The sequence below is a fragment of the Microbacterium sp. 8M genome (genome assembly GCF_902506375.1).
Classification (GTDB): domain Bacteria; phylum Actinomycetota; class Actinomycetes; order Actinomycetales; family Microbacteriaceae; genus Microbacterium.
This window is the reverse complement of sequence record NZ_LR733284.1, coordinates 3,381,864-3,402,146: the sequence shown is the minus strand read 5'-3', so window position 1 is coordinate 3,402,146 and position 20,283 is coordinate 3,381,864. Positions and strand designations below refer to the sequence as shown.

At 70.3% G+C, this 20,283-nt stretch carries 25 protein-coding genes and 3 tRNA genes; 21 read left to right on the top strand and 7 right to left on the bottom strand.

Going from position 1 to position 20,283, the window contains the following annotated elements; all coding sequences use genetic code 11:
* Nucleotides 1–57 precede the first annotated feature (57 nt).
* The 5 genes from AERO9AM_RS16065 to AERO9AM_RS16045 are packed head-to-tail and all read left to right on the top strand — an operon-like array spanning nt 58 to nt 3,544.
* Complete coding sequence (locus tag AERO9AM_RS16065) at nt 58–702, top strand: dihydrofolate reductase family protein (protein WP_159577053.1); 645 nt, start codon at nt 58–60, stop codon at nt 700–702.
* Nucleotides 699–1,610, top strand: a complete 912-nt coding sequence (locus tag AERO9AM_RS16060; protein WP_159577052.1) for an NAD-dependent epimerase/dehydratase family protein — start codon at nt 699–701, stop codon at nt 1,608–1,610. Before AERO9AM_RS16065 ends, AERO9AM_RS16060 begins: the two co-directional genes overlap by 4 nt.
* Nucleotides 1,611–1,661: 51 nt before the next feature.
* Nucleotides 1,662–2,261, top strand: a complete 600-nt coding sequence (locus tag AERO9AM_RS16055; protein ID WP_159577051.1) for a TetR/AcrR family transcriptional regulator — start codon at nt 1,662–1,664, stop codon at nt 2,259–2,261.
* On the top strand, nt 2,258–2,680 hold the full coding sequence (locus AERO9AM_RS16050) for a hypothetical protein (RefSeq protein WP_159577050.1): 423 nt from the start codon (nt 2,258–2,260) through the stop codon (nt 2,678–2,680). The genes AERO9AM_RS16055 and AERO9AM_RS16050 overlap by 4 nt, the downstream gene beginning before the upstream one ends.
* Before the next feature lie 6 nt (nt 2,681–2,686).
* Nucleotides 2,687–3,544, top strand: coding sequence for a helix-turn-helix domain-containing protein (locus AERO9AM_RS16045; protein ID WP_159577049.1), 858 nt, complete (start codon nt 2,687–2,689; stop codon nt 3,542–3,544).
* Nucleotides 3,545–3,715: 171 nt separating this feature from the next.
* Here the strand turns inward: AERO9AM_RS16045 and AERO9AM_RS16040 are convergent, their stop codons facing one another.
* Entirely contained in the window at nt 3,716–5,086 is a 1,371-nt protein-coding gene (locus tag AERO9AM_RS16040) for an MFS transporter (protein WP_159577048.1), read from the bottom strand.
* A gap of 231 nt (nt 5,087–5,317) precedes the next feature.
* Between AERO9AM_RS16040 and AERO9AM_RS16035 the strand changes: the two genes are divergently transcribed.
* Nucleotides 5,318–5,629, top strand: coding sequence for a DUF7882 family protein (locus tag AERO9AM_RS16035; RefSeq protein WP_159577047.1), 312 nt, complete (start codon nt 5,318–5,320; stop codon nt 5,627–5,629).
* 71 nt (nt 5,630–5,700) lie between these two features.
* On the opposite strand, the gene AERO9AM_RS16030 is transcribed toward AERO9AM_RS16035, so the two are convergent.
* Nucleotides 5,701–6,621 (bottom strand): EamA family transporter, encoded by a 921-nt coding sequence (locus AERO9AM_RS16030; protein WP_159577046.1) that lies wholly within the window; start codon nt 6,619–6,621, stop codon nt 5,701–5,703.
* Between the two features lie 39 nt (nt 6,622–6,660).
* On the opposite strand from AERO9AM_RS16030, the gene AERO9AM_RS16025 reads away from it, so the two are divergent.
* The 5 genes from AERO9AM_RS16025 (at nt 6,661) to AERO9AM_RS16005 (ending at nt 9,217) form a co-directional block, all read left to right on the top strand.
* Complete coding sequence (locus tag AERO9AM_RS16025) at nt 6,661–7,164, top strand: MarR family winged helix-turn-helix transcriptional regulator (protein ID WP_159577045.1); 504 nt, start codon at nt 6,661–6,663, stop codon at nt 7,162–7,164.
* Nucleotides 7,165–7,374: 210 nt separating this feature from the next.
* The gene (locus AERO9AM_RS16020; protein WP_159577044.1) at nt 7,375–7,626 is read left to right on the top strand and encodes a hypothetical protein; all 252 of its coding nucleotides are present in this window, start codon (nt 7,375–7,377) and stop codon (nt 7,624–7,626) included.
* Nucleotides 7,627–7,815: 189 nt separating this feature from the next.
* Entirely contained in the window at nt 7,816–8,034 is a 219-nt protein-coding gene (locus tag AERO9AM_RS16015) for a hypothetical protein (RefSeq protein WP_159577043.1), read from the top strand.
* Nucleotides 8,035–8,162: 128 nt separating this feature from the next.
* Nucleotides 8,163–8,522: a hypothetical protein gene (locus AERO9AM_RS16010; RefSeq protein WP_159577042.1), complete on the top strand. Its 360-nt coding sequence runs from the start codon at nt 8,163–8,165 to the stop codon at nt 8,520–8,522.
* A gap of 83 nt (nt 8,523–8,605) precedes the next feature.
* Nucleotides 8,606–9,217, top strand: a complete 612-nt coding sequence (locus AERO9AM_RS16005) for a DUF4304 domain-containing protein (RefSeq protein WP_159577041.1) — start codon at nt 8,606–8,608, stop codon at nt 9,215–9,217.
* A gap of 241 nt (nt 9,218–9,458) precedes the next feature.
* Here AERO9AM_RS16005 and AERO9AM_RS16000 read toward each other — a convergent pair.
* From AERO9AM_RS16000 to AERO9AM_RS15990, 3 genes are all read right to left on the bottom strand, one after another.
* Nucleotides 9,459–9,531: transfer RNA gene (locus AERO9AM_RS16000), tRNA-Phe, on the bottom strand.
* A gap of 78 nt (nt 9,532–9,609) precedes the next feature.
* Nucleotides 9,610–9,683 (bottom strand) — tRNA-Asp (locus AERO9AM_RS15995).
* A 27-nt stretch (nt 9,684–9,710) separates the two neighbouring features.
* Nucleotides 9,711–9,783, bottom strand: a tRNA-Glu gene (locus AERO9AM_RS15990).
* A gap of 256 nt (nt 9,784–10,039) precedes the next feature.
* Here AERO9AM_RS15990 and AERO9AM_RS15985 point away from each other — a divergent pair.
* On the top strand, nt 10,040–11,419 hold the full coding sequence (locus tag AERO9AM_RS15985) for a M23 family metallopeptidase (protein WP_236602646.1): 1,380 nt from the start codon (nt 10,040–10,042) through the stop codon (nt 11,417–11,419).
* A gap of 87 nt (nt 11,420–11,506) precedes the next feature.
* Here AERO9AM_RS15985 and ppa read toward each other — a convergent pair whose 3' ends face one another.
* Nucleotides 11,507–11,998, bottom strand: coding sequence for an inorganic diphosphatase (gene ppa / locus AERO9AM_RS15980; RefSeq protein ID WP_159577040.1), 492 nt, complete (start codon nt 11,996–11,998; stop codon nt 11,507–11,509).
* A gap of 96 nt (nt 11,999–12,094) precedes the next feature.
* Between ppa and tilS the strand changes: the two genes are divergently transcribed.
* A complete protein-coding gene (gene tilS / locus AERO9AM_RS15975; RefSeq protein ID WP_159577039.1) occupies nt 12,095–13,084 on the top strand; it encodes a tRNA lysidine(34) synthetase TilS in 990 nt (329 codons plus the stop codon).
* A gap of 66 nt (nt 13,085–13,150) precedes the next feature.
* Here tilS and AERO9AM_RS17610 read toward each other — a convergent pair whose 3' ends face one another.
* Nucleotides 13,151–13,750 (bottom strand): DUF937 domain-containing protein, encoded by a 600-nt coding sequence (locus AERO9AM_RS17610; RefSeq protein ID WP_159577038.1) that lies wholly within the window; start codon nt 13,748–13,750, stop codon nt 13,151–13,153.
* A gap of 121 nt (nt 13,751–13,871) precedes the next feature.
* Between AERO9AM_RS17610 and hpt the strand changes: the two genes are divergently transcribed.
* The 8 genes from hpt (at nt 13,872) to AERO9AM_RS15930 (ending at nt 20,254) form a co-directional block, all read left to right on the top strand.
* Complete coding sequence (hpt, locus tag AERO9AM_RS15965) at nt 13,872–14,423, top strand: hypoxanthine phosphoribosyltransferase (protein ID WP_159577037.1); 552 nt, start codon at nt 13,872–13,874, stop codon at nt 14,421–14,423.
* Between the two features lie 175 nt (nt 14,424–14,598).
* Entirely contained in the window at nt 14,599–16,599 is a 2,001-nt protein-coding gene (gene ftsH, locus AERO9AM_RS15960) for an ATP-dependent zinc metalloprotease FtsH (protein WP_159577036.1), read from the top strand.
* A 3-nt stretch (nt 16,600–16,602) separates the two neighbouring features.
* Nucleotides 16,603–17,196 (top strand): GTP cyclohydrolase I, encoded by a 594-nt coding sequence (gene folE, locus AERO9AM_RS15955; protein ID WP_159577035.1) that lies wholly within the window; start codon nt 16,603–16,605, stop codon nt 17,194–17,196.
* Nucleotides 17,193–17,984 carry a dihydropteroate synthase gene (gene folP, locus AERO9AM_RS15950; protein ID WP_159577034.1) on the top strand — a complete coding sequence of 264 codons (792 nt, stop codon included), beginning with the start codon at nt 17,193–17,195 and terminating at the stop codon, nt 17,982–17,984. Before folE ends, folP begins: the two co-directional genes overlap by 4 nt.
* A gap of 105 nt (nt 17,985–18,089) precedes the next feature.
* Nucleotides 18,090–18,539: a dihydroneopterin aldolase gene (folB, locus tag AERO9AM_RS15945; RefSeq protein ID WP_159577033.1), complete on the top strand. Its 450-nt coding sequence runs from the start codon at nt 18,090–18,092 to the stop codon at nt 18,537–18,539.
* Entirely contained in the window at nt 18,536–19,093 is a 558-nt protein-coding gene (gene folK, locus AERO9AM_RS15940) for a 2-amino-4-hydroxy-6-hydroxymethyldihydropteridine diphosphokinase (protein WP_159577032.1), read from the top strand. The genes folB and folK overlap by 4 nt, the downstream gene beginning before the upstream one ends.
* Entirely contained in the window at nt 19,090–19,614 is a 525-nt protein-coding gene (locus tag AERO9AM_RS15935) for a DUF3180 domain-containing protein (protein WP_159577031.1), read from the top strand. The genes folK and AERO9AM_RS15935 overlap by 4 nt, the downstream gene beginning before the upstream one ends.
* Entirely contained in the window at nt 19,577–20,254 is a 678-nt protein-coding gene (locus AERO9AM_RS15930; RefSeq protein WP_159577030.1) for a PH domain-containing protein, read from the top strand. The genes AERO9AM_RS15935 and AERO9AM_RS15930 overlap by 38 nt, the downstream gene beginning before the upstream one ends.
* Nucleotides 20,255–20,283: the final 29 nt, after the last annotated feature.

Below are 20,283 nucleotides of genomic sequence, written 5' to 3'. Positions count from 1 at the left end.
CGCCTGCCCCGTCATCCTCCGTAGCGTCGGAGGCATCCCCTGAGCAGGAGGTTCGATATGAGCAAGGTCATCTGCGGTCTGTCCGTCTCGGTCGACGGGTTCATCACGGGGTGCGATCCCCGGCCGGGCCACGGGCTCGGCGACGGCGGGGTGCTCTTCGACTGGTACGGGAGCGGCGATGTGCCGAGCACCGTGTTCGCGGGCTTCCGGCTGTCGGCGCCCAGCGTGCGGGTGTTCGATGAACTCGCGTCGCGCGTCGGTGCGAGTCTGGCGGGGCACACCACCTACACCGATTCCGACGACTTCGCCGGCGGGGCGCCGCATCCCACGGCTCCCCTCGTGGTGCTGTCGCACGAGGACTTCCCGCCGGCGAACGAGCGGCAGACGATCGTGAGCACGGGCCTCGCCGATGCGGTCGCGGAGGCCAAGCGTCTCGCACGCGGCAAGGACGTGGGGCTCATGGGCGGCGTCCTCGTCACCGAGGCGCTCGCCGCGGGGCTCGTCGACGAGCTCATCCTGCACCAGGTGCCTGTGCTGCTGGGCGCCGGCCGGCGGTTCTTCCACGAGCTGCCGCGGCACATCGCGCTGCGGATCCGCGAGGTCGTGTCCGCGCCCGACGTGACGCATCTGCACTACCTGGTCGAGAAGACACCGCCGGCCGAGCCTGCCGCGTCCGCGACGGTGCAGGGGGATGCGCGATGATCCTCGTCACGGGCGGGCTCGGGATGATCGGCGCGCACACGGCGGCGGCGCTCGTCGATCTCGGTGAGGAGGTGGTGGTCACCGCGCACCGGCGAAGGGACGTGCCGTCGTTCCTCGCCGGTCGCGTCGCCGTGGAGGCCGTCGACGTGGCCGACCGCGACGCTTTCCTCGCCCTCGGCGAGCGGTACGACATCGGCGGCATCGTGCACCTCGCCGGAAGCATTCCGGAGCCGGATCCGATCCCGTACTTCCGACGGGACACGGCCGCTCTGCTCATGGCGCTCGAGGCCGCGCGCAGCTGGGAGGTCGCACGGTTCGCCGTCGCCGGCAGCATCAGCTCCTACGAGGGGCGGGACGAGCGGCCGTGGACCGAGGACCTCGCCCTGCCGCTCGCGGTGCCGCCGCATCCCATCGCCGCCTTCAAGAAGGCGGTCGAGCCGCTGACCCTGTTCGCGCTGGCCGGCACGGGCGTGCAGCCGGTGATCCTGCGGATCGGCAGCACGTGGGGTCCGCTGATGGATCCGGAGTCCCCGTTCAACCCGGTCCCGTCGACCGTGAGCGCCGTGCTGCGCGGGGAGCGCCCGCGAGCGCTGCCGGCGGGCGGCGGAGACTTCGGCTACGCGCCGGATTCGGGGCGGGCGATCGCCCTGCTCATGACGGCACCGTCGCTCGCCCATGCCGCGTACAACGTGTCGAGCGGCGTGCCGTTCGACGCCCGCGAACTCGTCGACGCGCTGAACGCCGCGCTGCCGGGATCCGGGATCGAACTCGCGGCCGGAGAGTCGTCGGGGGCGGCGCCGTACCTGGACATCGGCCGACTGCGCGCGGAGACCGGCTTCGAGCCCGTATTCGACATCGCCGCAGCGGTGGCGCACTACGTCGATTGGCGTCGCGGCAATCCGCGATGAGGTTCCGCAAACGGTCTTGCCAAAATTACTCAGTTAAGTAAATATGAACGCATGACCCAGACGCGCAGCTATCGCACGACCGAGGAGCGTCGCGCCGAGATCATCGAGGCGACCGTCCAGGTGCTGGCGGAGCAGGGCTTCGCGAGCACGTCCTTCGCCCGGATCCGGGACGCGGCGGGGCTCAGCAGCACCCGCATGATCTCGTACCACTTCGCCGACAAGGCGGCCCTCATGACGGCACTCGTCGAGCACGTCGTGCAGCAGGCCGCCGCCGTGATGGTGCCCGCGATGGAGGCCGAGCCCACCTGGGCGGGCAAGCTCGCGACGTACCTGAGGACGAACCTGCGCTTCCTCGCCGAGAACCGGCTCGCGGCCCGTGCGGTCATCGAGGTGATCCGCAATGTCCCGCGCGCGGACAACGACCTGCGCGAGGACACCTCGGCGCTGCTGCTGTCGCTGCTCCTGACTCAGGGCCAGGAGGCGGGGGAGTTCCGCGCCTTCGACCCCCTCGTGGTGGCGCGCTCGATCCGCGCGACCATCGACGCGTTCGCCATGACCATGCCGTCGGGCGAGGCGGCCACCGCTGCGGCGATCGACGAGATCGCCGCGCTCTATCACCGAGCCACACGCACCGAAGGAGCCTCATCGTGACCCTCACCGCCGACCGCCTCGCCGCAGTACGCCCCACCTTCGACACCGTGCGCCGACTCTGGTGGCTGTGCGCGGTGGTCTCGCTGATCTCCCTGGCCGTGACCGCCGTGCTTGCCGTGGTCGACCCGGTGGAGGTCAACTGGGTCGTGTGGCTGCGCGGATCCGTTGTCGCGGCGGCGAGTCTCGTGTTCGTCGTCGTGACCCGGGCGGCCGCGAGAGGCAGCCGCCGCGCCTTCAGCCGGATGCGCTGGATCTCGATCCTCGCGCCGATCGGCATCGGGCTGATCATCGTCTCGCCGGATTCGGGATACCCGCTCTGGATGAAGCTGGAGCAGGGTCTCATCGGGATCCTCCTCGTCGCGATCGCCGTGCTGCTGAACCGGCGCTCGACCCGGGCGGCCTTCCCCAAGGAGAGCTGAGCGGCCATGGCCGACACGTACCGCGAGCAGGCGCCGAGTGCGGCGCTGGCGGGCGCGGTGCGCACGATCTGGGTGCAGCGCACCGGCGATGCGCCGACGGTCCATCGCCATCTGCCCACGGGCGGGGCGGAGATCCACGTGGCGCTCGACCGGGGAGCGTGGCTGCTCGGCCCGCTCACGAGCCACCGCCTCGAGGTCATCCCGGCACGCACCACGATCCTCGGTGTGCGGTTCCGGCCAGGCGGGGCGCCGCCGACGGCAGTGCCGCTCGACGAGCTCGTCGACCGGAGGGTGCCCCTCGCGGATCTCTGGGGCGAGCTCGCCGACCGCCTTCTCGACGAGATCGCCGTCGTCGGCGTCGCCGAGCGTGCCATCCGGGTGCTCGAGGCGTTCCTGCTGCAGCGGTATCGGGTGGGTCGCCCGGCGGATCCCCTGCTGCGGGCAGCGGTGGAGGCGCTCATGCCGTGGCGTCCGGTGGACGTCGGCTCCGTCGCCGCGCGGGTGGGGCTGTCCGAGAGCCAGCTGCGGCGTCGCTCGCTGAGCGCGGTGGGGCTCAGTCCCAAGGTGCTCCAGCGCACCCTCCGGTTCCAGGGCTTCCTCGCGCTCGCCCAGGCGGGCGCTGCACCCAGCGGGCGGCGCGGCCGCGACGGCATCGCGGGGCTCGCCGTGGACGCCGGGTACGCGGACCAGGCGCACCTGAGCCGCGAGTGCCTGCGCCTCGCCGGTCAGACGCCCCGGGAGCTGCTGCACGGCGACGTCGAGCGCTGCGCATGCGGCCACGACCACTCCGCCTCGTTCCGCCCGTTCCTCGCGGGCCGCCTCGGCGTCGGAACCGCCAGCCCCGGCATCGGCTCCGGCCCCTGAGCTTGTCGAGGGGCCCGGTGCGCCCCCTGTCCGGTCCCTGAGCTTGTCGAAGGGCCCGGTGCGTGCCTCCTGTCCGGTCCCTGAGCTTGTCGAAGGGCCCGGTGCGCGCGAGGGCCTACGCCGAACGGCGGCGCCCCCGGAGAGGCGCCGCCGTTCGGACGGGAGCGAGGGTCAGCGCCGGGCGGCCGCCGGGTTCGCGGATCCGGCCTGCGGGGCAAGCCGTGACCGGTCGTCCGCATCCAGGGTGCGAAGGTCCGCGCCCTTCGTCTCTCGGGCAGCGGCGACCGCGACGAGGGTGATCGCGCAGGCGATCGCCACGTACACCGCGACGGGGACGCTCGAGTGGTACTGGCCGAGCAGGCTGGTCGCGATGATGGGCGCGAGCGAGCCCGCGAAGATCGACGTGACCTGATAGCCGAGGCTGACGCCCGAGTACCGCATCCGGGTCGGGAACATCTCGGCCATGAGGGCCGGCTGACCGGCATACATCGCGGCGTGGAAGACCAGCCCGAGGGCGATGGCCGCCCAGATGATGACCGGGTTTCCCGTGTTCATCATCGGGAAGGCGAAGAAGCCCCAGGCGGCGCCGAGGATGGCACCGGTGGCGTACACGGGCTTGCGACCCCAGGCGTCCGACAGGCGTCCCCACAGCGGGATCACGAGGAAGTGCACGACGTGCGCGCCGGCCAGGATGAGCAGCGTCGCGGACGCGGCCTCCTTCACCGTCTGGGTGAGATACACGATCGAGAAGGTGACGACGACGTAGTAGAGGATGTTCTCCGCCACGCGCAGGCCCATCGCCACGAGCACGCCGCGCGGGTAGCGTCGCACGACCTCGAGCGGACCGAAGCTCTTCGAGGCCTCCCGCTCCTGCTGCTCCTTCATCTCCAGGAAGATCGGCGCCTCGGCGACCTTGGTGCGGATGTACCAGCCGATGAGCACGATCACGGCCGACAGCCAGAACGCGATCCGCCAGCCCCAGCCGAGGAAGGCGTCTTGAGTGAGCGTCGAGGAGAGCACGAAGAGCACGAGGGTGGCGAGCAGGTTGCCCACGGGGACCGCGGCCTGCGGCCAGCTGGCCCAGAACCCTCGCCGCTCGCGCGGGCTGTGCTCGGCGACCAGGAGCACAGCGCCGCCCCACTCGCCGCCGATCGCGAAGCCCTGGGCGAACCGCAACAGCACCAGAAGCGCCGGCGCCAGGTAGCCGATCTGGGCGAAGGTCGGCAGGCACCCGATGAGGAAGGTCGCCGCGCCGATGATGAGGATGCTCGCCTGCAGCAGGCGCTTGCGCCCGTAGCGGTCGCCGAGGTGCCCGAACACGATGCCGCCGAGGGGACGCGCGACGAACCCGATCGCGTACGTGACGAACGCGGCGATGATGCCGCTGAACGGGTCGTCGGACGGAGGGAAGAAGACGGTGCCCAGCACGAGCGTCGAGGCCGAGGCGTAGAGGAAGAACTCGTACCATTCGACGACCGTGCCCGCCATCGAGGCCGCGACGACTCTGCGCAGGCCCGAGGGAGAGGCTGTCTCGTATGCCATGTGTGCTCCTTTGCACGATCGGATGCTTGTCGGTGCTCCTAGCCTGATCCCGACTTCGCCCACGCGACAATGCCCATTCGCGGCGAACAAGGTGTGCAGAAACGCACATGATTGCTGCTGGATCCGACGACCTGCACTGAGCCTGGATGCGGCATGTGAGCCTCACTGGGCATCGCGTGGGAGAAGTGCTCGATCCGAGCCGCGCCCGGCGAAGCGGCGTAGCGTCCAGGCATGAGCACTCTCTATTACGGAAGCTCCGAACACGCCATCGAGATCGAGGACATCGCCCTCGCCCACCTCAAGGTCGTGATCGCGACGAAGCTCCGGCGCAACGAGAGCTTCACCCTGTCTTGGCGGCACGACGGCGACCAGCCGCTGGGTCGCTCCACCATCTGGCTGCACCCCTCGATCCAGCTGCGGTTCGAGTTCGACGACCCGAATCCTCCGGAACTGGATCCGGCACGCATCCAGGCGATCGCCAACTCGGCGAACACGTCCGGCGGGATCCTCCTTCCGGACGAGGCGACGCTCGCGCTCGCCTGAGAATCGCGGAGACCGCCCCGGATCCGTTCCGAGCGGGGCGGTCTGTGCCTTTCAGCACTGAGGTGGCCGCGTCATGCGGCCATGGTGCACTCCGCCGCGGACTGCGTTCGGGCGCCGGCGCGCGGGCGCGGGCGCTGTCGGCGTGGCAATGCTCCGATGACGAGCGGGGCGGCGATCCCGAGCAGGACGAGGGCAAGGCCGGCGAGCTGCCGGCCCTCCAGCACCTCGCCGGCGACGAAGACCCCGAGCAGCACGCCGGTGACGGGATTGAGCAGCCCGACGAGCCCCACGGTGCCGGACGGGAGGCGCTGCAGCGCGGCGAACCATGCGACGTTGGCGAGCGCCGTCGCGATCAGCGCGAGGTATCCGTACGCGGCGAGGCCCGCGGCGTCGACGCGCGGCGGCGGTCCCTCGACGATGATCGCCACCGGGATGAGCGCGAGGCCGCCGAACACGAGCTGCCACGCTGTGGAAGGGAGGATCCCGACCTCGCCGTTCCAGCGTTTGGCGAGGATGAACCCGATCGACGACATGACCATTGCGGCGATCGAGGCGACGACGCCGCGCGGATCCGCGGCTGTCGTGGTGCCGAGGAGCATCAGCGCGACCCCGGCGATGCCCACGGTGGCGCCGAGGAGGCGGAGGAGTCCCGGGCGTTCGCGCAGGATCGCCCACGCCGCGAGCGCGATCGCCACAGACGACGTCGCCATGATCGTGGAGGCGATGCTCGTCGGCAGCAGCTGCGCCGCCGCGTAGACGAGGACGAAGAAGGCTCCCACGTTGAGCGTGCCCAGCACGGCGGACTTCCACCACCAGGAGCCTCGGGGGCGGCGCCGCACGAGTGCCAGGAGCAGCAGCCCGGCCGGGAGTGCGCGCACGGCCGCGCCCCAGATTGGAGAGTCGGGCAGCCACTCCCGCGTGACGAAGTAGGTGCTGCCCCAGGCGATCGGCGCGATCATGGCGACGCCGAGCCATCTCCAATTAGCTTCCATGGAAGACACTATAGCTTCCGTGGAAGATATAGTGAAGACGTGACGGACATCGACGATCAGGTGGCGCGGATCCAGGCGGCGTGGCGGCGGGAGCGCCCCGACCTCGACGTGACGCCGATCGGCACCATCGGGCGCCTGCACCGGCTGGCTCTGGCGCTGACCGAGGAGCTCGTCGCGGTGTACCGCTCGCATGGCCTCTCAGAGGGCGACTTCGACGTCCTGGCCGCGTTGCGCCGCACAGGGGAGCCGTTCGAGGCCAGCCCCAGCGACCTCGCTGCATCGACCATGGTGACCAGCGGCGGCATGTCCAAGCGCCTCGATCGCCTGGAGGGGGCCGGCCTCGTCAGGCGCCGTGTCGGATCTGGCGACGGCCGCGGTCGTGTCGTCGCGCTGACCCGGCGGGGGAGGGAGCTGATCGATGCGGCCTTCGCCGACCACGTAGCCAACGAGCAGCGGCTCCTGGCGATGGTCCCCGCCCGCGAGCGCGCGGCGCTCGAGGCGACGCTGGCCGGATGGCTCTCGCACTTCGAGGGATCCGCCTGAGCTCTCGGCCAGGCGGCGCCGGCGCGGTGAGCCAATCGGAGGTCTCACGGACGACGCCACTCGTCGTCTCATTCCGCGACTGCGCCGGAGCTGATCCACTGCGGTGCTCAGGGCGAGCGCTGCTCCGCAAGCCCGAGCAGTTGTCAAGGGGGTGAGGATGCGCTCGCTCCGGACGTACTTTCAGTGCAGGGGAGCAGCTGAGGAGGAACCATGGATGGTGATGCTCTGCGCGGAGACGGCAACGGCGACTCGAAGGAGCAGAACGAGGGTCGGTACACGGACGTCGACGGGAAGCCTGTTACGCGCCGCTCCCTGCGCGGCCGGTACACGCGGACGGACGGCGGTGGGCCCGACGGTGAGACGAAGGGGGCGTACACGGACGCAGACCACGCAGACAAGAGCGCTCCTCCGCCGCACTCCGTGCACGATCGTCCGGGAAAGTACACCCGCCACGACCAGTAGATCCTGACGAACGCGTTCTCGGCCGGATCGCGCCGAGCCTGACGGCGGAGGCGGATCCTCTGGCGAACGACGCTCATTTGTCAATCACCTGGTTCTCGTGGCGACGAGGCGCGATCGTTGTCGGGCATTGCCATCCACCGCACGGCGAAAAGTGGTGGATGATCGGAGATCTTCTCGAGGAGAGAGCGCATGCGAAAGTACGTCTTCTGGCTCGGTGTCGGCGTGGTCGCGGTGGTGGCCTACTTCTACGGTGCCAAAGCCGGTCGCGGCAGGTACCGCGACATCAAGGCAAGCGTTGACGCTGTCTGGAACGACCCCAAGGTGAAGAAGGCCCGCAAGAAGGCGCTCAAGCGTGCGGAAGCCGCCGCCCAGTCCGCGGTCAAGCAGGCGAAGAAGATCACGCGCTAGCACCCGGAGCGAACAGGCGGGTACCAATGCGTGCGACGGCAGGTCCCACGTTCGTGGCGACCGAGACATCCTTCCGCCCTTGATGAGTCGCGCGGCCCGCGAACACACTGGACGGACGCAGGGCTGTCATGGCCGACGAGGGGGAAGAGATGAACCGGTATCTGCTCAGGCGAATCCTCGCGTTGCTGGCGATCGTTCTGAGCGTGGCCGGTGTTGTGACCTTTGTGCTGGCAAAGGTGCTCGGTTGGTCCTCGATCGGAACCACGATCGGCATTCTGATCTCCTGGCTGCCTGCCGCGGTCATTGCGCTCGCGTTCCTCGTGAGAGCGATTCTGCCGCGCAGGTATCCGGTCCCGGATACGGACGGTCTCGGCGGCGCTGGCGAAACGATCAACGACCTCTATCTGGGGCGTGTTGAGACTGCACCGATCGTGAGGCCAGCGGACGAATACTCGGCGTACCCGCCGCCCGGTGACACGGGCCGATGATGCGAAGTGGGGAACCAGGCCAATGACCGATTCCCATCACCGGCTCACCTGGTCGGCGAGCGAGGCGTGCATAGACTGGCGCGGTGAGTGACCTCGAAGCCAGACTCGATGCCCTGGTGCGCACGACCGTCGTGCCCGCGCTCAAGCCGCAGGGCTACGCCAAGCGCAAGCTGAGCTGGGTGCGCGCCGGCGACGGAATGGCGCACTGGATCATCCTGCAGCGCAGCCACGGCAATACGCCCGACCACCTGCGCTTCTACGTCGAAGTCGCCGCGTACTCGGCCGAGTTCGCCGCGGCTGTCGGCGGGACCGTTCCTGACGATCTCACGAAGGGCGTAGCGCAGTACCGAGTTCGCTTCGAAGAGGTCTGCGACTGGCCGGGGCAGTGGGTCGATCTCGAGAGCTGGAGCGACGAGGACCTCGCACGGGCGTTCGGTGTCGCGCTCGAGCAGCTCGACACTCACCTCGCCGCTATCACCGACGCTCGCTCGCTCGCCGCGGCGATGGCCGCCGGCTCGTCCGGGCTCGACCTGGACCTCTTCGCCTGGTCGTGCGCGAACGACGACCAGGCCGCGATCGCGGAACAGCTCGCGACCGCCGAGGCGAACTTCGGCGCCGAGGAGCGCTGGCCGAGGCTCCGCGCCCAGTTCGATCGCGTCGCCCAGCGGTTCGGGGTCAGCCTCGCGGCCCAGTAACGAGCAGAAGTCCGCCACGACGCTCCTGGCGAGGCAATGGCTCAGAGGTGGCGTCATGCGGTCAAGACCACGCCCGGCGCGTCCTCCGAATCGGAGGCCTGAGAGTCATCGATAGATCCTCTTGCGTCGGCCCCTGTCGAGGAGAGCGGCTCAGAAACCGCCCCGCACCAGGGAAAGACGAAACCCCCGCGATGTAGAAGCTACGCGAGGGTTCCTGGGGTGATTGTAACGATCACCCTTGTGGCTCCGACCGGCATCGATCCGGTGACCTTTCGATTTTCAGTCGAACGCTCTACCAACTGAGCTACAGAGCCGCACAGGCCGGAAGGTGGAAGCTTCTGACCTGTGTCCTAGACGAAAGGCCTTTCCGAAGAAAGGCCCGTCGCTTGGAGCGACCCTGACGGGACTTGAACCCGCGACCTCCGCCGTGACAGGGCGGCACGCTAACCAACTGCGCTACAGGGCCAGAACTATGAAATTGTATCGGAAAGAGTGACCCCAACGGGATTCGAACCCGTGCTACCGCCGTGAAAGGGCGGCGTCCTAGGCCGCTAAACGATGGGGCCGGAGGCGAACCTCGGGGGTTCCCTTGCCGACGCTCAAGCATAAGGGGTTCGGGAGGCAAAACGCCAATCGAGGGCGAGTCGGGCTGGATCCCGGGCGTGTCCAGGAGGATGATGGAAGGCGGTCCCGTTCCGTCCCCATGAGCTAGACCAGCAGCCGAAGATTCGAAGAATTCCCGATCCCGACCCGGATCCGATGGTTGCGCATGGGACTGATGTTGCTAATGTGACATGAGTGAAACCGGCGAAAGGGAGCCGCGTGAACAATCCGAACATCCGTGGCGCCCGCCGCGACTCCGGCTGGACGTCCAACGTTCGGCGTGCCGTCGCCCGACGCCGTGCACGCCGCAGCGGCGTCGCGCTCAGCATCACCGCCATCGGCGCGTTGATCGCCAGCCTCCTCCTCGGCGCCCCGGCCGCGTACGCCGACGACTACCCGAGCTGGGAGGACGTGCAGGCGGCGAAGGCCAATGAGGCAGCTGCCGCGAGCGAGGTCTCGCGGATCCAGGGGCTCATCGCGACGCTCACTCAGAACGTCGCCGATACCAAGGCCGCGGCCGAGGCCGCCGGCAACGAGTACTTCGCCGCGCAGGAGGCGGTCGACGCGCAGGCGCGTCGGCTGGCGGACCTGCAGGCCCAGGCCGACGCGCAGAAGAAGGTCGCGGACGACTCCGCCAGCAAGGCGGGGCAGATCGCGGCACAGCTCTCTCGCGACGGCGGCGACACCACCGCTCTGCAGCTGTTCTTCTCGAAGTCCACGGCCAACAAGGACGAGCTCCTGCAGCGTCTCGGTCAGATGGACCGTGTGCTCGCCGGCACCCAGGCGATCTACGACAAGGCGCTCCAGGCGAAGAACACCGCGCAGGCGCTCACGGATCAGGCGACTGCGGCGAAGGCCGAGCGCGACCGGCTCGCCAAGATCGCCGAAGACAAGATGCAGAAGGCGCAAGCGGCCGCCGATGCCGCCGCGGCTGCCCTCGCCAATCAGCAGGCCAACTTCGGTCAGCTGCAGGCGCAGCTTGCCGCACTGCAGGACACCACGGTCAAGACCGTTGCCGGATACCAGGCCGGCGAGGCTGCTCGCGCCGCTGCGGAAGCTGCGCGCCAGGCGCAGCTCGCCGCCGAGCGACAGGCCGCGATCGACGCCGCCCGCAACAACAGCGGTGGCGGCGGCGGTGGCGGTGGTGGCGGCGGCAGCTGGTCCGGAAGCGGCGGATGGGTGCGCCCGTTCGGCGGATACCAGTCCTCCGGGTATGGACCGCGCGTTCCCGACTGCGACGCGTGGGGCTGCTCGTCGAGCTTCCACCGGGGCGTCGACCTCGCGGACGGCAGCTGCGGATCGCCGATCTACGCCGCCCACTCCGGAACGGTCGTGTACGCGGGCTGGAACGGCGGTTACGGCAACTACATCAAGATCGACAACGGCGACGGCACGGGCCTCGCCACCGGCTACGGACACATCCTCAACGGCGGCTTCAACGTCTGGTCGGGGCAATGGGTCAATGCCGGTGATGTGATCGCCTTCGCAGGCAACACCGGCGGATCCTTCGGCTGCCACCTGCACTTCGAGGTCTACCAGTGGGGTGACACCATCAACCCGATCACCTTCATGGAGGGCCAGGGCGTCTACATGGGCTGACCCGGATCCTCACGCAGATGACCCCCGGCCGCGGAAGCGGACCGGGGGTCATCTGCATTTCGGCCGCGCCTCAGCGGCCGGACGAGCTCAGTGGCCGTCGTTCTTGTAGCGCTCGATCGCCTCGTCGAGGATCCGCTGCGCCTCGGCGGCGTCGCCCCAGGCGTCGACCTTGACCCACTTGTTGGGCTCGAGGTCCTTGTAGTGCTCGAAGAAGTGGGCGATCTCCTTCTTCGTGTACTCGGCGAGGTCGTCGACGTCCTGGATGTGCTCCCAGCGCGGATCCTTGCTCAGCACGGCCACGAGCTTGTCGTCGCCGCCGGCCTCGTCGCTCATCTTCAGCACGGCCACGGGACGCACGTTCACGACCACGCCAGGGAAGATCGCCTGGTCGAGCAGCACCAGCACGTCCAGCGGGTCGCCGTCCTCGCCGAGGGTCTCGTCGAAGTAGCCGTAGTCGGCCGGGTATCCGAAGGTCGTATAGAGCACGCGGTCGAGGTGCACTCGCCCGGTCTCGTGGTCGACCTCGTACTTCACGCGGCTGCCGCGCGGGATCTCGATGACGGCGTCGTGTGCGCCCATGTGTGCTCCTCAGAAAAGACGGGTGGATGCCGCGCACAAGCCTACTTGCGTGAGGATCGTTGCGCGTGGCGCCGTGCACCTGGGTACCGTGGGGGCGTGCCGTCGCTCTCTCCCGCCACCGCCGCTGTCCGCCGTGCCGTGCGCACCGCGCTGGCCGCCCTGCCGTCCCCGCCGGATGCAGTCGTGGTGGCGCTCTCCGGCGGAGCCGACTCGCTGGCGCTGGCCGCGGCGACCGCGTTCGAGGCCCGCGCCGCGGGGATCGCTGTGCACAGCGTCACCGTGGACCACGGCCTGCAGGACGGCTCCGATCGGGTCGCCGCCGACGCCGCAGCGGCTGCGACGGCGCTGGGTATCACCGCCCGGGTGCATTCCGTCGACGTGACGCCGACGGGGGACGGGCCTGAGGCCGACGCCCGGGCCGCACGATACGCGGCGCTGCGCGAGGCCGCCCGCGCCGAGGGTGCCCCTGTGCTGCTGGGGCACACGCTCGACGACCAGGCGGAGACGGTGCTGCTGGGTCTCGCCCGGGGATCCGGAGCCGGCAGCCTGCAGGGCATGGCGCCCGTGCGGGCCGACGACGACGGCACGGTCTGGATCCGGCCGCTGCTGTCGGTGCGCCGTGAGACGACGCGCGAGGCATGCGCGGCCGAGGGGCTGGCGCCCTGGGACGACCCGCACAACGCCGACCCCCGCTACATGCGGGTGCGGGTGCGGGAGCGGGTGCTGCCGGTGCTCGAGGCGGAGCTCGGGCCGGGGATCGCCGAAGCCCTCGCCCGCACGGCCGAGCAGCTGCGCGAGGACGCGGAGGCGTTCGACGAGATGATCCACGAGACCATCGAGGACATCGTGGAGCACGCCGAGGCGGGGATCTCCGTGAGCGCCGCGGCGTTGGCCGCCAACCCCGCGGCACTGCGGAACCGCATCATCCGCCTCGTGGTGCAGAGCGAGTTCGGCGTGGCGCTCACCCGCACCCAGACCGTCGAGGTCGCCCGGCTCGTCACCGACTGGTCCGGGCAGGGCCCGATCGACCTGCCCGGCTGCACCGCGGCGCGCGTCGGCGGCCGGATCGTGTTCGCCGCACGCTAGGGCTGCGAAGACGACGAGACGCGGCCTCCCGGAGGAAGCCGCGTCTCGTGAGCGACGTGCCGGTCGTTACTTGCGGCCGCCGAGCAGTCCGCCCAGCAGACCGCCGATGTCGATGCCGCCGGCACCGCCGGGGCCCGAGTTCTTGCCGCCGAGCAGTCCGCCGAGGCCGCCGAGGATGTCGCCGAGGCCGCCGCCGCCCGAGGACTGGCCCTGCTGCTGGCCGCCGCCGAGGATCCCGCCGAGGATGTCGCCGAGGCCGCCACCGCCGCCGTTCGAGGAGCCCTTCTGGCTGTTCGCGATGAGGCCCATCACGATCGGGGCGAGGATCGGCAGCAGCTTGCCGAAGTCGATGCCCGCGGTCTTCTGGTCGTTCGTCAGGGTCTGCGCCACCTGGTCGGCGTTGTCGCCGAACACGTGCGAGACGATCTTCTGGCCGTCCTCCTGATCGACGTCGTCGACCGACGACGCCCCCGAGAAGCCGTCGTGCTTGGCGAGCGCGGCCTCGATCGCGGCGGAGCCTTCAGGAGTCTCCGCGTTCTTGGCCAGGCCGCCGACGAGGGCCGCGCCGCCCTCCTGCACCGCCTGGCGGGCGACGTCCTCGCTGACGCCGAGCTTCTGCGCGATGTCGCCGATCGGCACCTGCTTGAGGATCTCGTCGATGTCCATGGGACTCCTTCCGTCCACGGCGGAGGCTCGGTTCTCCCCCAAGCGCCACCCCGCCTCATCGCTCACAGTAGCGGTCGGGAGGATCCCATGGGTGAAGGATCCGGTCGCATAAAATCGATCCATGCGTGCTGCGGACATTGCCGACGACCTGACCGAGATCCTCGTCACGGAAGAGGAGATCCGCGCCAAGCTCGACGAGCTCGCGGTGCGCGTCGCGGCCGACTACGCCGGGAAGGACCTCCTGCTCGTCGGCGTGCTCAAGGGCGCCGTGATGGTGATGGCCGATTTCGCCCGGGCGCTGCCGTCCTCAGTGCCCATGGACTGGATGGCGGTGTCGAGCTACGGCGCGGGCACGAAGTCGAGCGGCGTCGTGCAGATCCGCAAGGACCTCGACACCGACCTGCACGGCAAGCACGTCCTCATCGTCGAGGACATCATCGACTCCGGCCTCACCCTGAGCTGGCTGCTGGAGAACTTCGCCTCCCGCGGTGCGGAGTCGATCGAGGTGCTCGCACTGCTGCGCAAGCCCGAGGCGGCCAAGGTGCAGATCGACTGCAAGTACGTCGGATTCGACATCCCCACCGAGTTCGTGGTCGGCTACGGCCTCGACTACGCCGAGCGCTACCGCAACCTGCGCGACGTGGCCGTGCTGGCCCCGCACGTCTACGCCTGAGGCGGCGCCCTTCGTCTCGCCTTCGGCTCGCTCAGGGACCGGTGAGCGCCACGTCCTTTCGACAGGCTCGGGGACCGGAGAGCCCCCGGGGTCCTTCGACAGGGGCCGGCTCCCGGTACGCCGTGGGCGAATCCCCAGGAGGGGCCAAGCAGCGCCGCGCTACGCTGAACGGATCATGGATGTCAAGAAGATCACGCGCAATCCCTTCCTCTATGTGGGGCTGATCGGTCTGCTTCTGATCGGCGGATTCATGCTGATCACGAACCTCGGATCCTCTTCGCAGGTCTCCACCCAGGAGGGGCTCGACCTGCTCAAGAAGGGCGCGGTCACCAAGGTGGTCAACACCGACGGCGACCAGCGCGTGGACATGACCCTGTCCAAGCCGTACAAGGGCGCGGAGACGGTGCAGTTCTACTACGTCGAGGCGCGCGCGGCCGATGTGGTGAAGGCGATCGACGACGCCGCCCCGAAGGACGGCTACAACGACTCCGTGCCGAAGGCGAGCTGGTTCGACGGCTTCCTCTCGATCCTCATCCCGATGCTGCTGCTCGGTCTGCTGTTCTGGTGGCTGCTGTCGAGCGCTCAGGGCGGCAACAGCAAGATCATGCAGTTCGGCAAGTCGCGCGCGAAGCTCGTGAACAAGGAGAACCCGACGGTCACGTTCGCGGACGTGGCGGGCGCCGACGAGGCGATCGAGGAGCTCCACGAGATCAAGGAGTTCCTGCAGGATCCCGGCAAGTTCCAGGCGATCGGCGCGCGCATCCCGAAGGGCGTGCTGCTGTACGGCCCTCCCGGAACCGGTAAGACGCTGCTCGCGCGTGCGGTGGCCGGCGAGGCGGGCGCTCCCTTCTACTCGATCTCCGGATCCGACTTCGTCGAGATGTTCGTCGGTGTCGGCGCCTCGCGCGTGCGCGACCTGTTCACGCAGGCGAAGGAGAACGCCCCCGCGATCATCTTCATCGACGAGATCGACGCCGTCGGCCGGCACCGCGGCGCGGGTCTCGGCGGCGGCAACGACGAGCGCGAGCAGACGCTGAACCAGATGCTCGTCGAGATGGACGGCTTCGACCCGAACGCGAACGTCATCGTGATCGCGGCGACCAACCGTCCGGACATCCTCGACCCCGCGCTGCTGCGCCCCGGCCGCTTCGACCGGCAGATCGGCGTGGACGCGCCCGACCTCAAGGGCCGTCAGCGGATCCTCGAGGTGCACGCCAAGGGCAAGCCGCTCGCCAACGGCGTCGACCTCGAAGTCGTCGCCCGCAAGACCCCCGGCTTCACCGGCGCCGACCTGGCCAACGTTCTCAACGAGGCGGCTCTCCTCACCGCGCGCTCGAATGCACAGCTCATCGACAACCGCGCCCTCGACGAGGCCATCGACCGCGTCATCGCCGGCCCGCAGCGCCGCACGCGCGTGATGAAGGACAAGGAGAAGCTCATCACGGCGTACCACGAGGGCGGACACGCGCTCGCGGCGGCGGCGATGAACTACACGGATCCGGTCACGAAGATCACGATCCTCCCGCGCGGCAAGGCGCTCGGCTACACGATGGTGCTGCCTCTGGACGACAAGTACTCGGTCACTCGCAACGAGCTGCAGGACCAGCTCACCTACGCGATGGGCGGCCGCGTCGCCGAGGAGCTCGTCTTCCACGACCCCACCACGGGCGCCTCGAACGACATCGAGAAGGCGACGTCGATCGCCCGCAAGATGGTGCTCGAGTACGGCATGACGACCGACCTGGGCCCGGTCAAGCTGGGCTCCGAGGGCGGCGAGCCGTTCGCGGGTCGCGACATGGGCCGTGGCCGCGAGTACTCCGAGACCATCGCGGAGCGGGTGGACACGCAGGTGCGCGCGCTCATCGAGCAGGCGCACAACGAGGCGTACGAGGTGCTCAGCGCCAACCGCGACATCCTCGACCGGCTCGCGCGCGAGCTGCTCGAGAAGGAGACGCTCGACCACAACCAGATCGCCGAGATCTTCTCCGATGTGAAGAAGCTCCCGGAGCGTCCGCAGTGGCTCTCCAGCGAGGACCGTCCGGTGTCGCTGCTGCCCCCGATCGAGATGCCGCAGCGCGGCGCCGAGACGGGTGCCGCCGCGAACGAGGCCGCTCCGTCCACCGCTGCGGGCCGCAAGCCGGCGACGGGCGGGAAGCCGCGTCCCGCGACGGCCTGAGCGATGACCGTCGACCGGGAGCGCATCGCAGCGCTCACCCGTGAGCTGCTGCTCGCGATCGGAGAGGATCCGGAGCGTCCGGGGCTGAAGCAGACCCCGGCGCGTATGGCCGATCTGTACGCCGAGTTCTTCACCGGGGTCGGCGAAGACCCCGCGGCGCCCCTCGCGCACACGATCAGCGTCTCGCACGGACCCGCCCCGGACACCCTGCCCTCGGGCGCGGTGCTGCTGCGCGGGATCCGGTTCCGCTCCGTGTGCGAGCACCACCTGCTGCCGTTCGCGGGGCACGCGCACATCGCGTACCTGCCGGGGGAGCACGTCGTGGGCCTCGGCGCGCTCGTGAAGGTCGTGGAGATCCTCGCGTCCCGCCCGCAGGTGCAGGAGCGGCTCGGCGAGCAGGTCGCCGATGCGATCGCGTCCCACCTGGACGCGCAGGGCGTGCTCGTCGTCATGGACGCCGTGCACGGCTGCGTCACCATGCGCGGAGGACGGCAGACCGAGGCGTCGACCCTCACGATCGCCGCCCGCGGCGTGTACACGGATCCGGTCGCGCGGGCGGAGCTCATCGCCCTCATCGGCTCGGGGTCCGGCACGTGACCGCGATCTGGGGGATCGTAAACGCCACCCCCGACTCGTTCAGCGACGGCGGGCGCTACGCCGACGCGGACAGCGCGGTCGCGCACGGGCTCCTGCTGCGCGCGCAGGGCGCCGACGTGCTCGACATCGGCGGGGAGTCGACCCGTCCCGGCGCCGAGCGCGTGCCGGTGGCCGAGGAGCAGCGGCGGGTGCTGCCGGTGATCGAACGGCTCGCCGCCGAGGGGATCCCGGTGAGCGTCGACACCCTGAACGCGTCCACCGCAGTCGCCGCCGCGCGGGCGGGGGCGCGGATCGTGAACGACGTGTCCGGCGGCCTCGCGGATCCGGAGATGCTCGCGGCCGTGGCGGAGACCGGCGCCGACATCGCCCTGGGGCACTGGCGCGGCCCGTCCGCGGACATGTACGCGCGTGCCGAGTACACGCGGGTCGGGCGCGAGGTGGCCGCGGAGCTGCGGGAGCGCGTGGCCGCGGCGGCTGCGGCGGGCATCGCGCCGTCGCGCATCATCGTCGACCCCGGGGTGGGCTTCGCAAAGACCGCCGGCCAGAACTGGGAGCTGCTGCGGGAGCTCTCCGACGTCGTCGCGCTGGGACCGCGCGTGCTCGTCGGCACGTCGCGCAAGCGGTTCCTCGGCGAAGTGCTCGGGGACGGCGCCGACGAGCGCCGCCGGGATCTGGCGACCGCCGTGACGAGCGTGCTCGCCGCGCGCGCCGGCGCCTGGGCCGTGCGGGTGCACGACGTCGCCGCGACCCGCGACGCCCTCGCCGTGCTCGGCGCCTGGGACGGCTGACCGCGACCGCTCGTCACGGGCACGGCGGCTCCATGCGGGCGCCCACCAGACGGCGGCGGTCACGTTCGGGGACCGTACCGGGGCGGCCCGCCGTAGGCTGGGGGCATGGAATTCCTCGACGGCATCACGCTCACGGGCCTGACCGTGTTCGGTCACCATGGCGTGTACGCGCACGAGCGTGAGAACGGGCAGGACTTCGTGGTGGACCTGCGTCTGCACCTCCCGTTGCGTGCCGCTGCGGCGAGCGACGACGTCGCCGACACCGTCCACTACGGCGAGCTCGCCGAACGGGTCGCCGCGATCGTCGCCGGCGAGCCGGTGAACCTGCTGGAGACGCTCGCGGTGCGGATCGCCGACACCGTGCTCGAGGACAAGCGGGTGCGGATCGTCGAGGTCACCGTGCACAAGCCGCAGGCGCCGATCCCGCTGAACTTCGGTGATGTGGCGGTCACCGTGCAGCGCGTGCAGCACGGGCACGAGCAGCGCCCCGTGTCGGGCGCCCAGCTGCGGCCCGCGTCCGGCGCCCGCGAGCATGCCACGGCAGGAGGAGCATGACTCCGCCGATCCGTCCGATTCCCCCGGTGCCCCGTGGGCGCCGGCTGCCGGCGCTCGACCCGCGTCCCGAGGAGGCGCCGGTCGAGGCCGTCGTCGCCCTCGGCTCGAACCTCGGCGACACCGCCGCCACCATCCAGGAGGCCGTGCGTGCGATCCGCCGACTGCCGCTGGTCGACGACGTGCGCGTGTCACGCGTCTTCACCACGGTCGCGCTGCGGCCGGACGGACCGGATCCGGACGCCCCGCGGTTCGCCAACGCCGTCGCGATCGTGACGACGCGCCTGGCCCCGCAGGTGCTGCTCGGCATGCTGCACGCCATCGAGGAGGAGCACGGCCGGATCCGCGCCGAGCGCTGGGGCGACCGCACCCTCGATCTCGATCTGATCACGTACGGCGACGTGGTGAGCGACGACGAGCACCTGCTGCTGCCGCACCCGCGCGCGTTCGAGCGCGCGTTCGTGCTGGAGCCCTGGCTCGACGTGGATCCGGATGCGGTGCTGCCGGGCCGGGGCCGCGTCGCCGACCTGCTGGCCGCGCTCGAGGACGGCTCATGAAGCGGATCTCTCCGGCGCTGCTGCTCGTGCTGGCGCTCGCCGGCGCGGCGGTGGGCTTCCTCCTCGACCACGCCCTGACCACCGCCGGGCGGCCGACCTTCACGCCGTCGATCGTGCTGCCGATCTTCCTGGCCCTGCTCGCGATCGCGGTGCTCGCGCTCGCCTGGCCGATCCGCCGCAGCACGCGCGCGACCACCCGCTCCACCACGCGCCGCCGGGTCGACCCCTTCCGCGCCGTGCGGATCGCGATGCTCGCACGCGCCTCGAGCCTGGTGGGCGCGGGGATCACCGGCTTCGGCGCCGGGCTCGGCGCATACCTGCTCTCCCGCCCGATCACGCCGCCGATCGGCGCGATCATCGCGACCACTGCCGCCGCGCTCGTGCTCACGATCGCCGCGGTGATCGCCGAAAGCTTCTGCATGCTGCCCGGAGACGGGCCCCACGACCCCGACGGCCAGAACGGGCCGCGCCTGGAGGACGACGATGACGATTCCCGAGCCGCCGCAGACTCCGGATCCTGACACCACCCGCACGCCATCCGCCGGGACGCTCGCAGACGCACAGGCCGGGAACACGGCGCCGGCCCCGCACACGGCGCCGGTCGGACACACGGCCCCGGTCGCGGCACCGGTGCTGGATGACGGCACGTATCCCGCGCTGCGCACGCCGCAGGGGCGAGGCGCGCTCGCCCTCGACGGATCCTGGCATCAGATCTCGCCCAAGTACGTCGTCGCCGAGGTGCTCCTGCGCGTGATCCTCCTCGTCATCGTGGCTGTCGGCGCGTACGCCGCCACGACGCTCATGTCCCAGCCGTGGCCGTGGGCGTGGACCGCGGCCGGCGTGATCGCGGTCGGGATCCTGATCGAGCTGGTGATCCTGCCCCGGCAGGCCAAGGCGATCGGATACATGCTCCGCGCCGACGACATCGTGTTCCGGCGCGGGATCCTGTGGCAGCGCATGATCGCGGTGCCGTACGGGCGGATGCAGCTCGTCGACATCACCCGCGGGCCCGTCGACCGGGCGTTCGGGATCGCGAAGCTCAAGCTCGTCACGGCGGCCGCGACCACGGGTGTGGAGATCCCCGGTATGACCGAGGACGCCGCAGAGTCGCTGCGGGACACTCTCATCGACGTCGCCGAGATGCGCCGGACGGGCCTGTGAGCACCCCCGAGCAGCAGGGCGCCTTCGTT

Excerpts from the sequence above, each read along its gene's own strand:
- AERO9AM_RS16060 (WP_159577052.1), top strand. The coding sequence starts at position 699 with ATGATCCTCGTCACGGGCGGGCTCGGGATGATCGGCGCGCACACGGCG.
- AERO9AM_RS16065 (WP_159577053.1), top strand. The coding sequence starts at position 58 with ATGAGCAAGGTCATCTGCGGTCTGTCCGTCTCGGTCGACGGGTTCATC.
- ppa (WP_159577040.1), bottom strand. The coding sequence starts at position 11,998 with ATGGGCGCACACGACGCCGTCATCGAGATCCCGCGCGGCAGCCGCGTG.
- AERO9AM_RS17610 (WP_159577038.1), bottom strand. The coding sequence starts at position 13,750 with ATGGACATCGACGAGATCCTCAAGCAGGTGCCGATCGGCGACATCGCG.
- ftsH (WP_159577036.1), top strand. The coding sequence starts at position 14,599 with ATGGATGTCAAGAAGATCACGCGCAATCCCTTCCTCTATGTGGGGCTG.
- folK (WP_159577032.1), top strand. The coding sequence starts at position 18,536 with ATGACTCCGCCGATCCGTCCGATTCCCCCGGTGCCCCGTGGGCGCCGG.
- AERO9AM_RS16055 (WP_159577051.1), top strand. The coding sequence starts at position 1,662 with ATGACCCAGACGCGCAGCTATCGCACGACCGAGGAGCGTCGCGCCGAG.
- folE (WP_159577035.1), top strand. The coding sequence starts at position 16,603 with ATGACCGTCGACCGGGAGCGCATCGCAGCGCTCACCCGTGAGCTGCTG.
- AERO9AM_RS15930 (WP_159577030.1), top strand. The coding sequence starts at position 19,577 with ATGACGATTCCCGAGCCGCCGCAGACTCCGGATCCTGACACCACCCGC.
- AERO9AM_RS16010 (WP_159577042.1), top strand. The coding sequence starts at position 8,163 with ATGGCCGACGAGGGGGAAGAGATGAACCGGTATCTGCTCAGGCGAATC.
- folB (WP_159577033.1), top strand. The coding sequence starts at position 18,090 with ATGGAATTCCTCGACGGCATCACGCTCACGGGCCTGACCGTGTTCGGT.
- AERO9AM_RS15935 (WP_159577031.1), top strand. The coding sequence starts at position 19,090 with ATGAAGCGGATCTCTCCGGCGCTGCTGCTCGTGCTGGCGCTCGCCGGC.
- hpt (WP_159577037.1), top strand. The coding sequence starts at position 13,872 with ATGCGTGCTGCGGACATTGCCGACGACCTGACCGAGATCCTCGTCACG.
- AERO9AM_RS16015 (WP_159577043.1), top strand. The coding sequence starts at position 7,816 with ATGCGAAAGTACGTCTTCTGGCTCGGTGTCGGCGTGGTCGCGGTGGTG.
- AERO9AM_RS16040 (WP_159577048.1), bottom strand. The coding sequence starts at position 5,086 with ATGGCATACGAGACAGCCTCTCCCTCGGGCCTGCGCAGAGTCGTCGCG.
- AERO9AM_RS16045 (WP_159577049.1), top strand. The coding sequence starts at position 2,687 with ATGGCCGACACGTACCGCGAGCAGGCGCCGAGTGCGGCGCTGGCGGGC.
- AERO9AM_RS16035 (WP_159577047.1), top strand. The coding sequence starts at position 5,318 with ATGAGCACTCTCTATTACGGAAGCTCCGAACACGCCATCGAGATCGAG.
- AERO9AM_RS16020 (WP_159577044.1), top strand. The coding sequence starts at position 7,375 with ATGGATGGTGATGCTCTGCGCGGAGACGGCAACGGCGACTCGAAGGAG.
- AERO9AM_RS16030 (WP_159577046.1), bottom strand. The coding sequence starts at position 6,621 with ATGGAAGCTAATTGGAGATGGCTCGGCGTCGCCATGATCGCGCCGATC.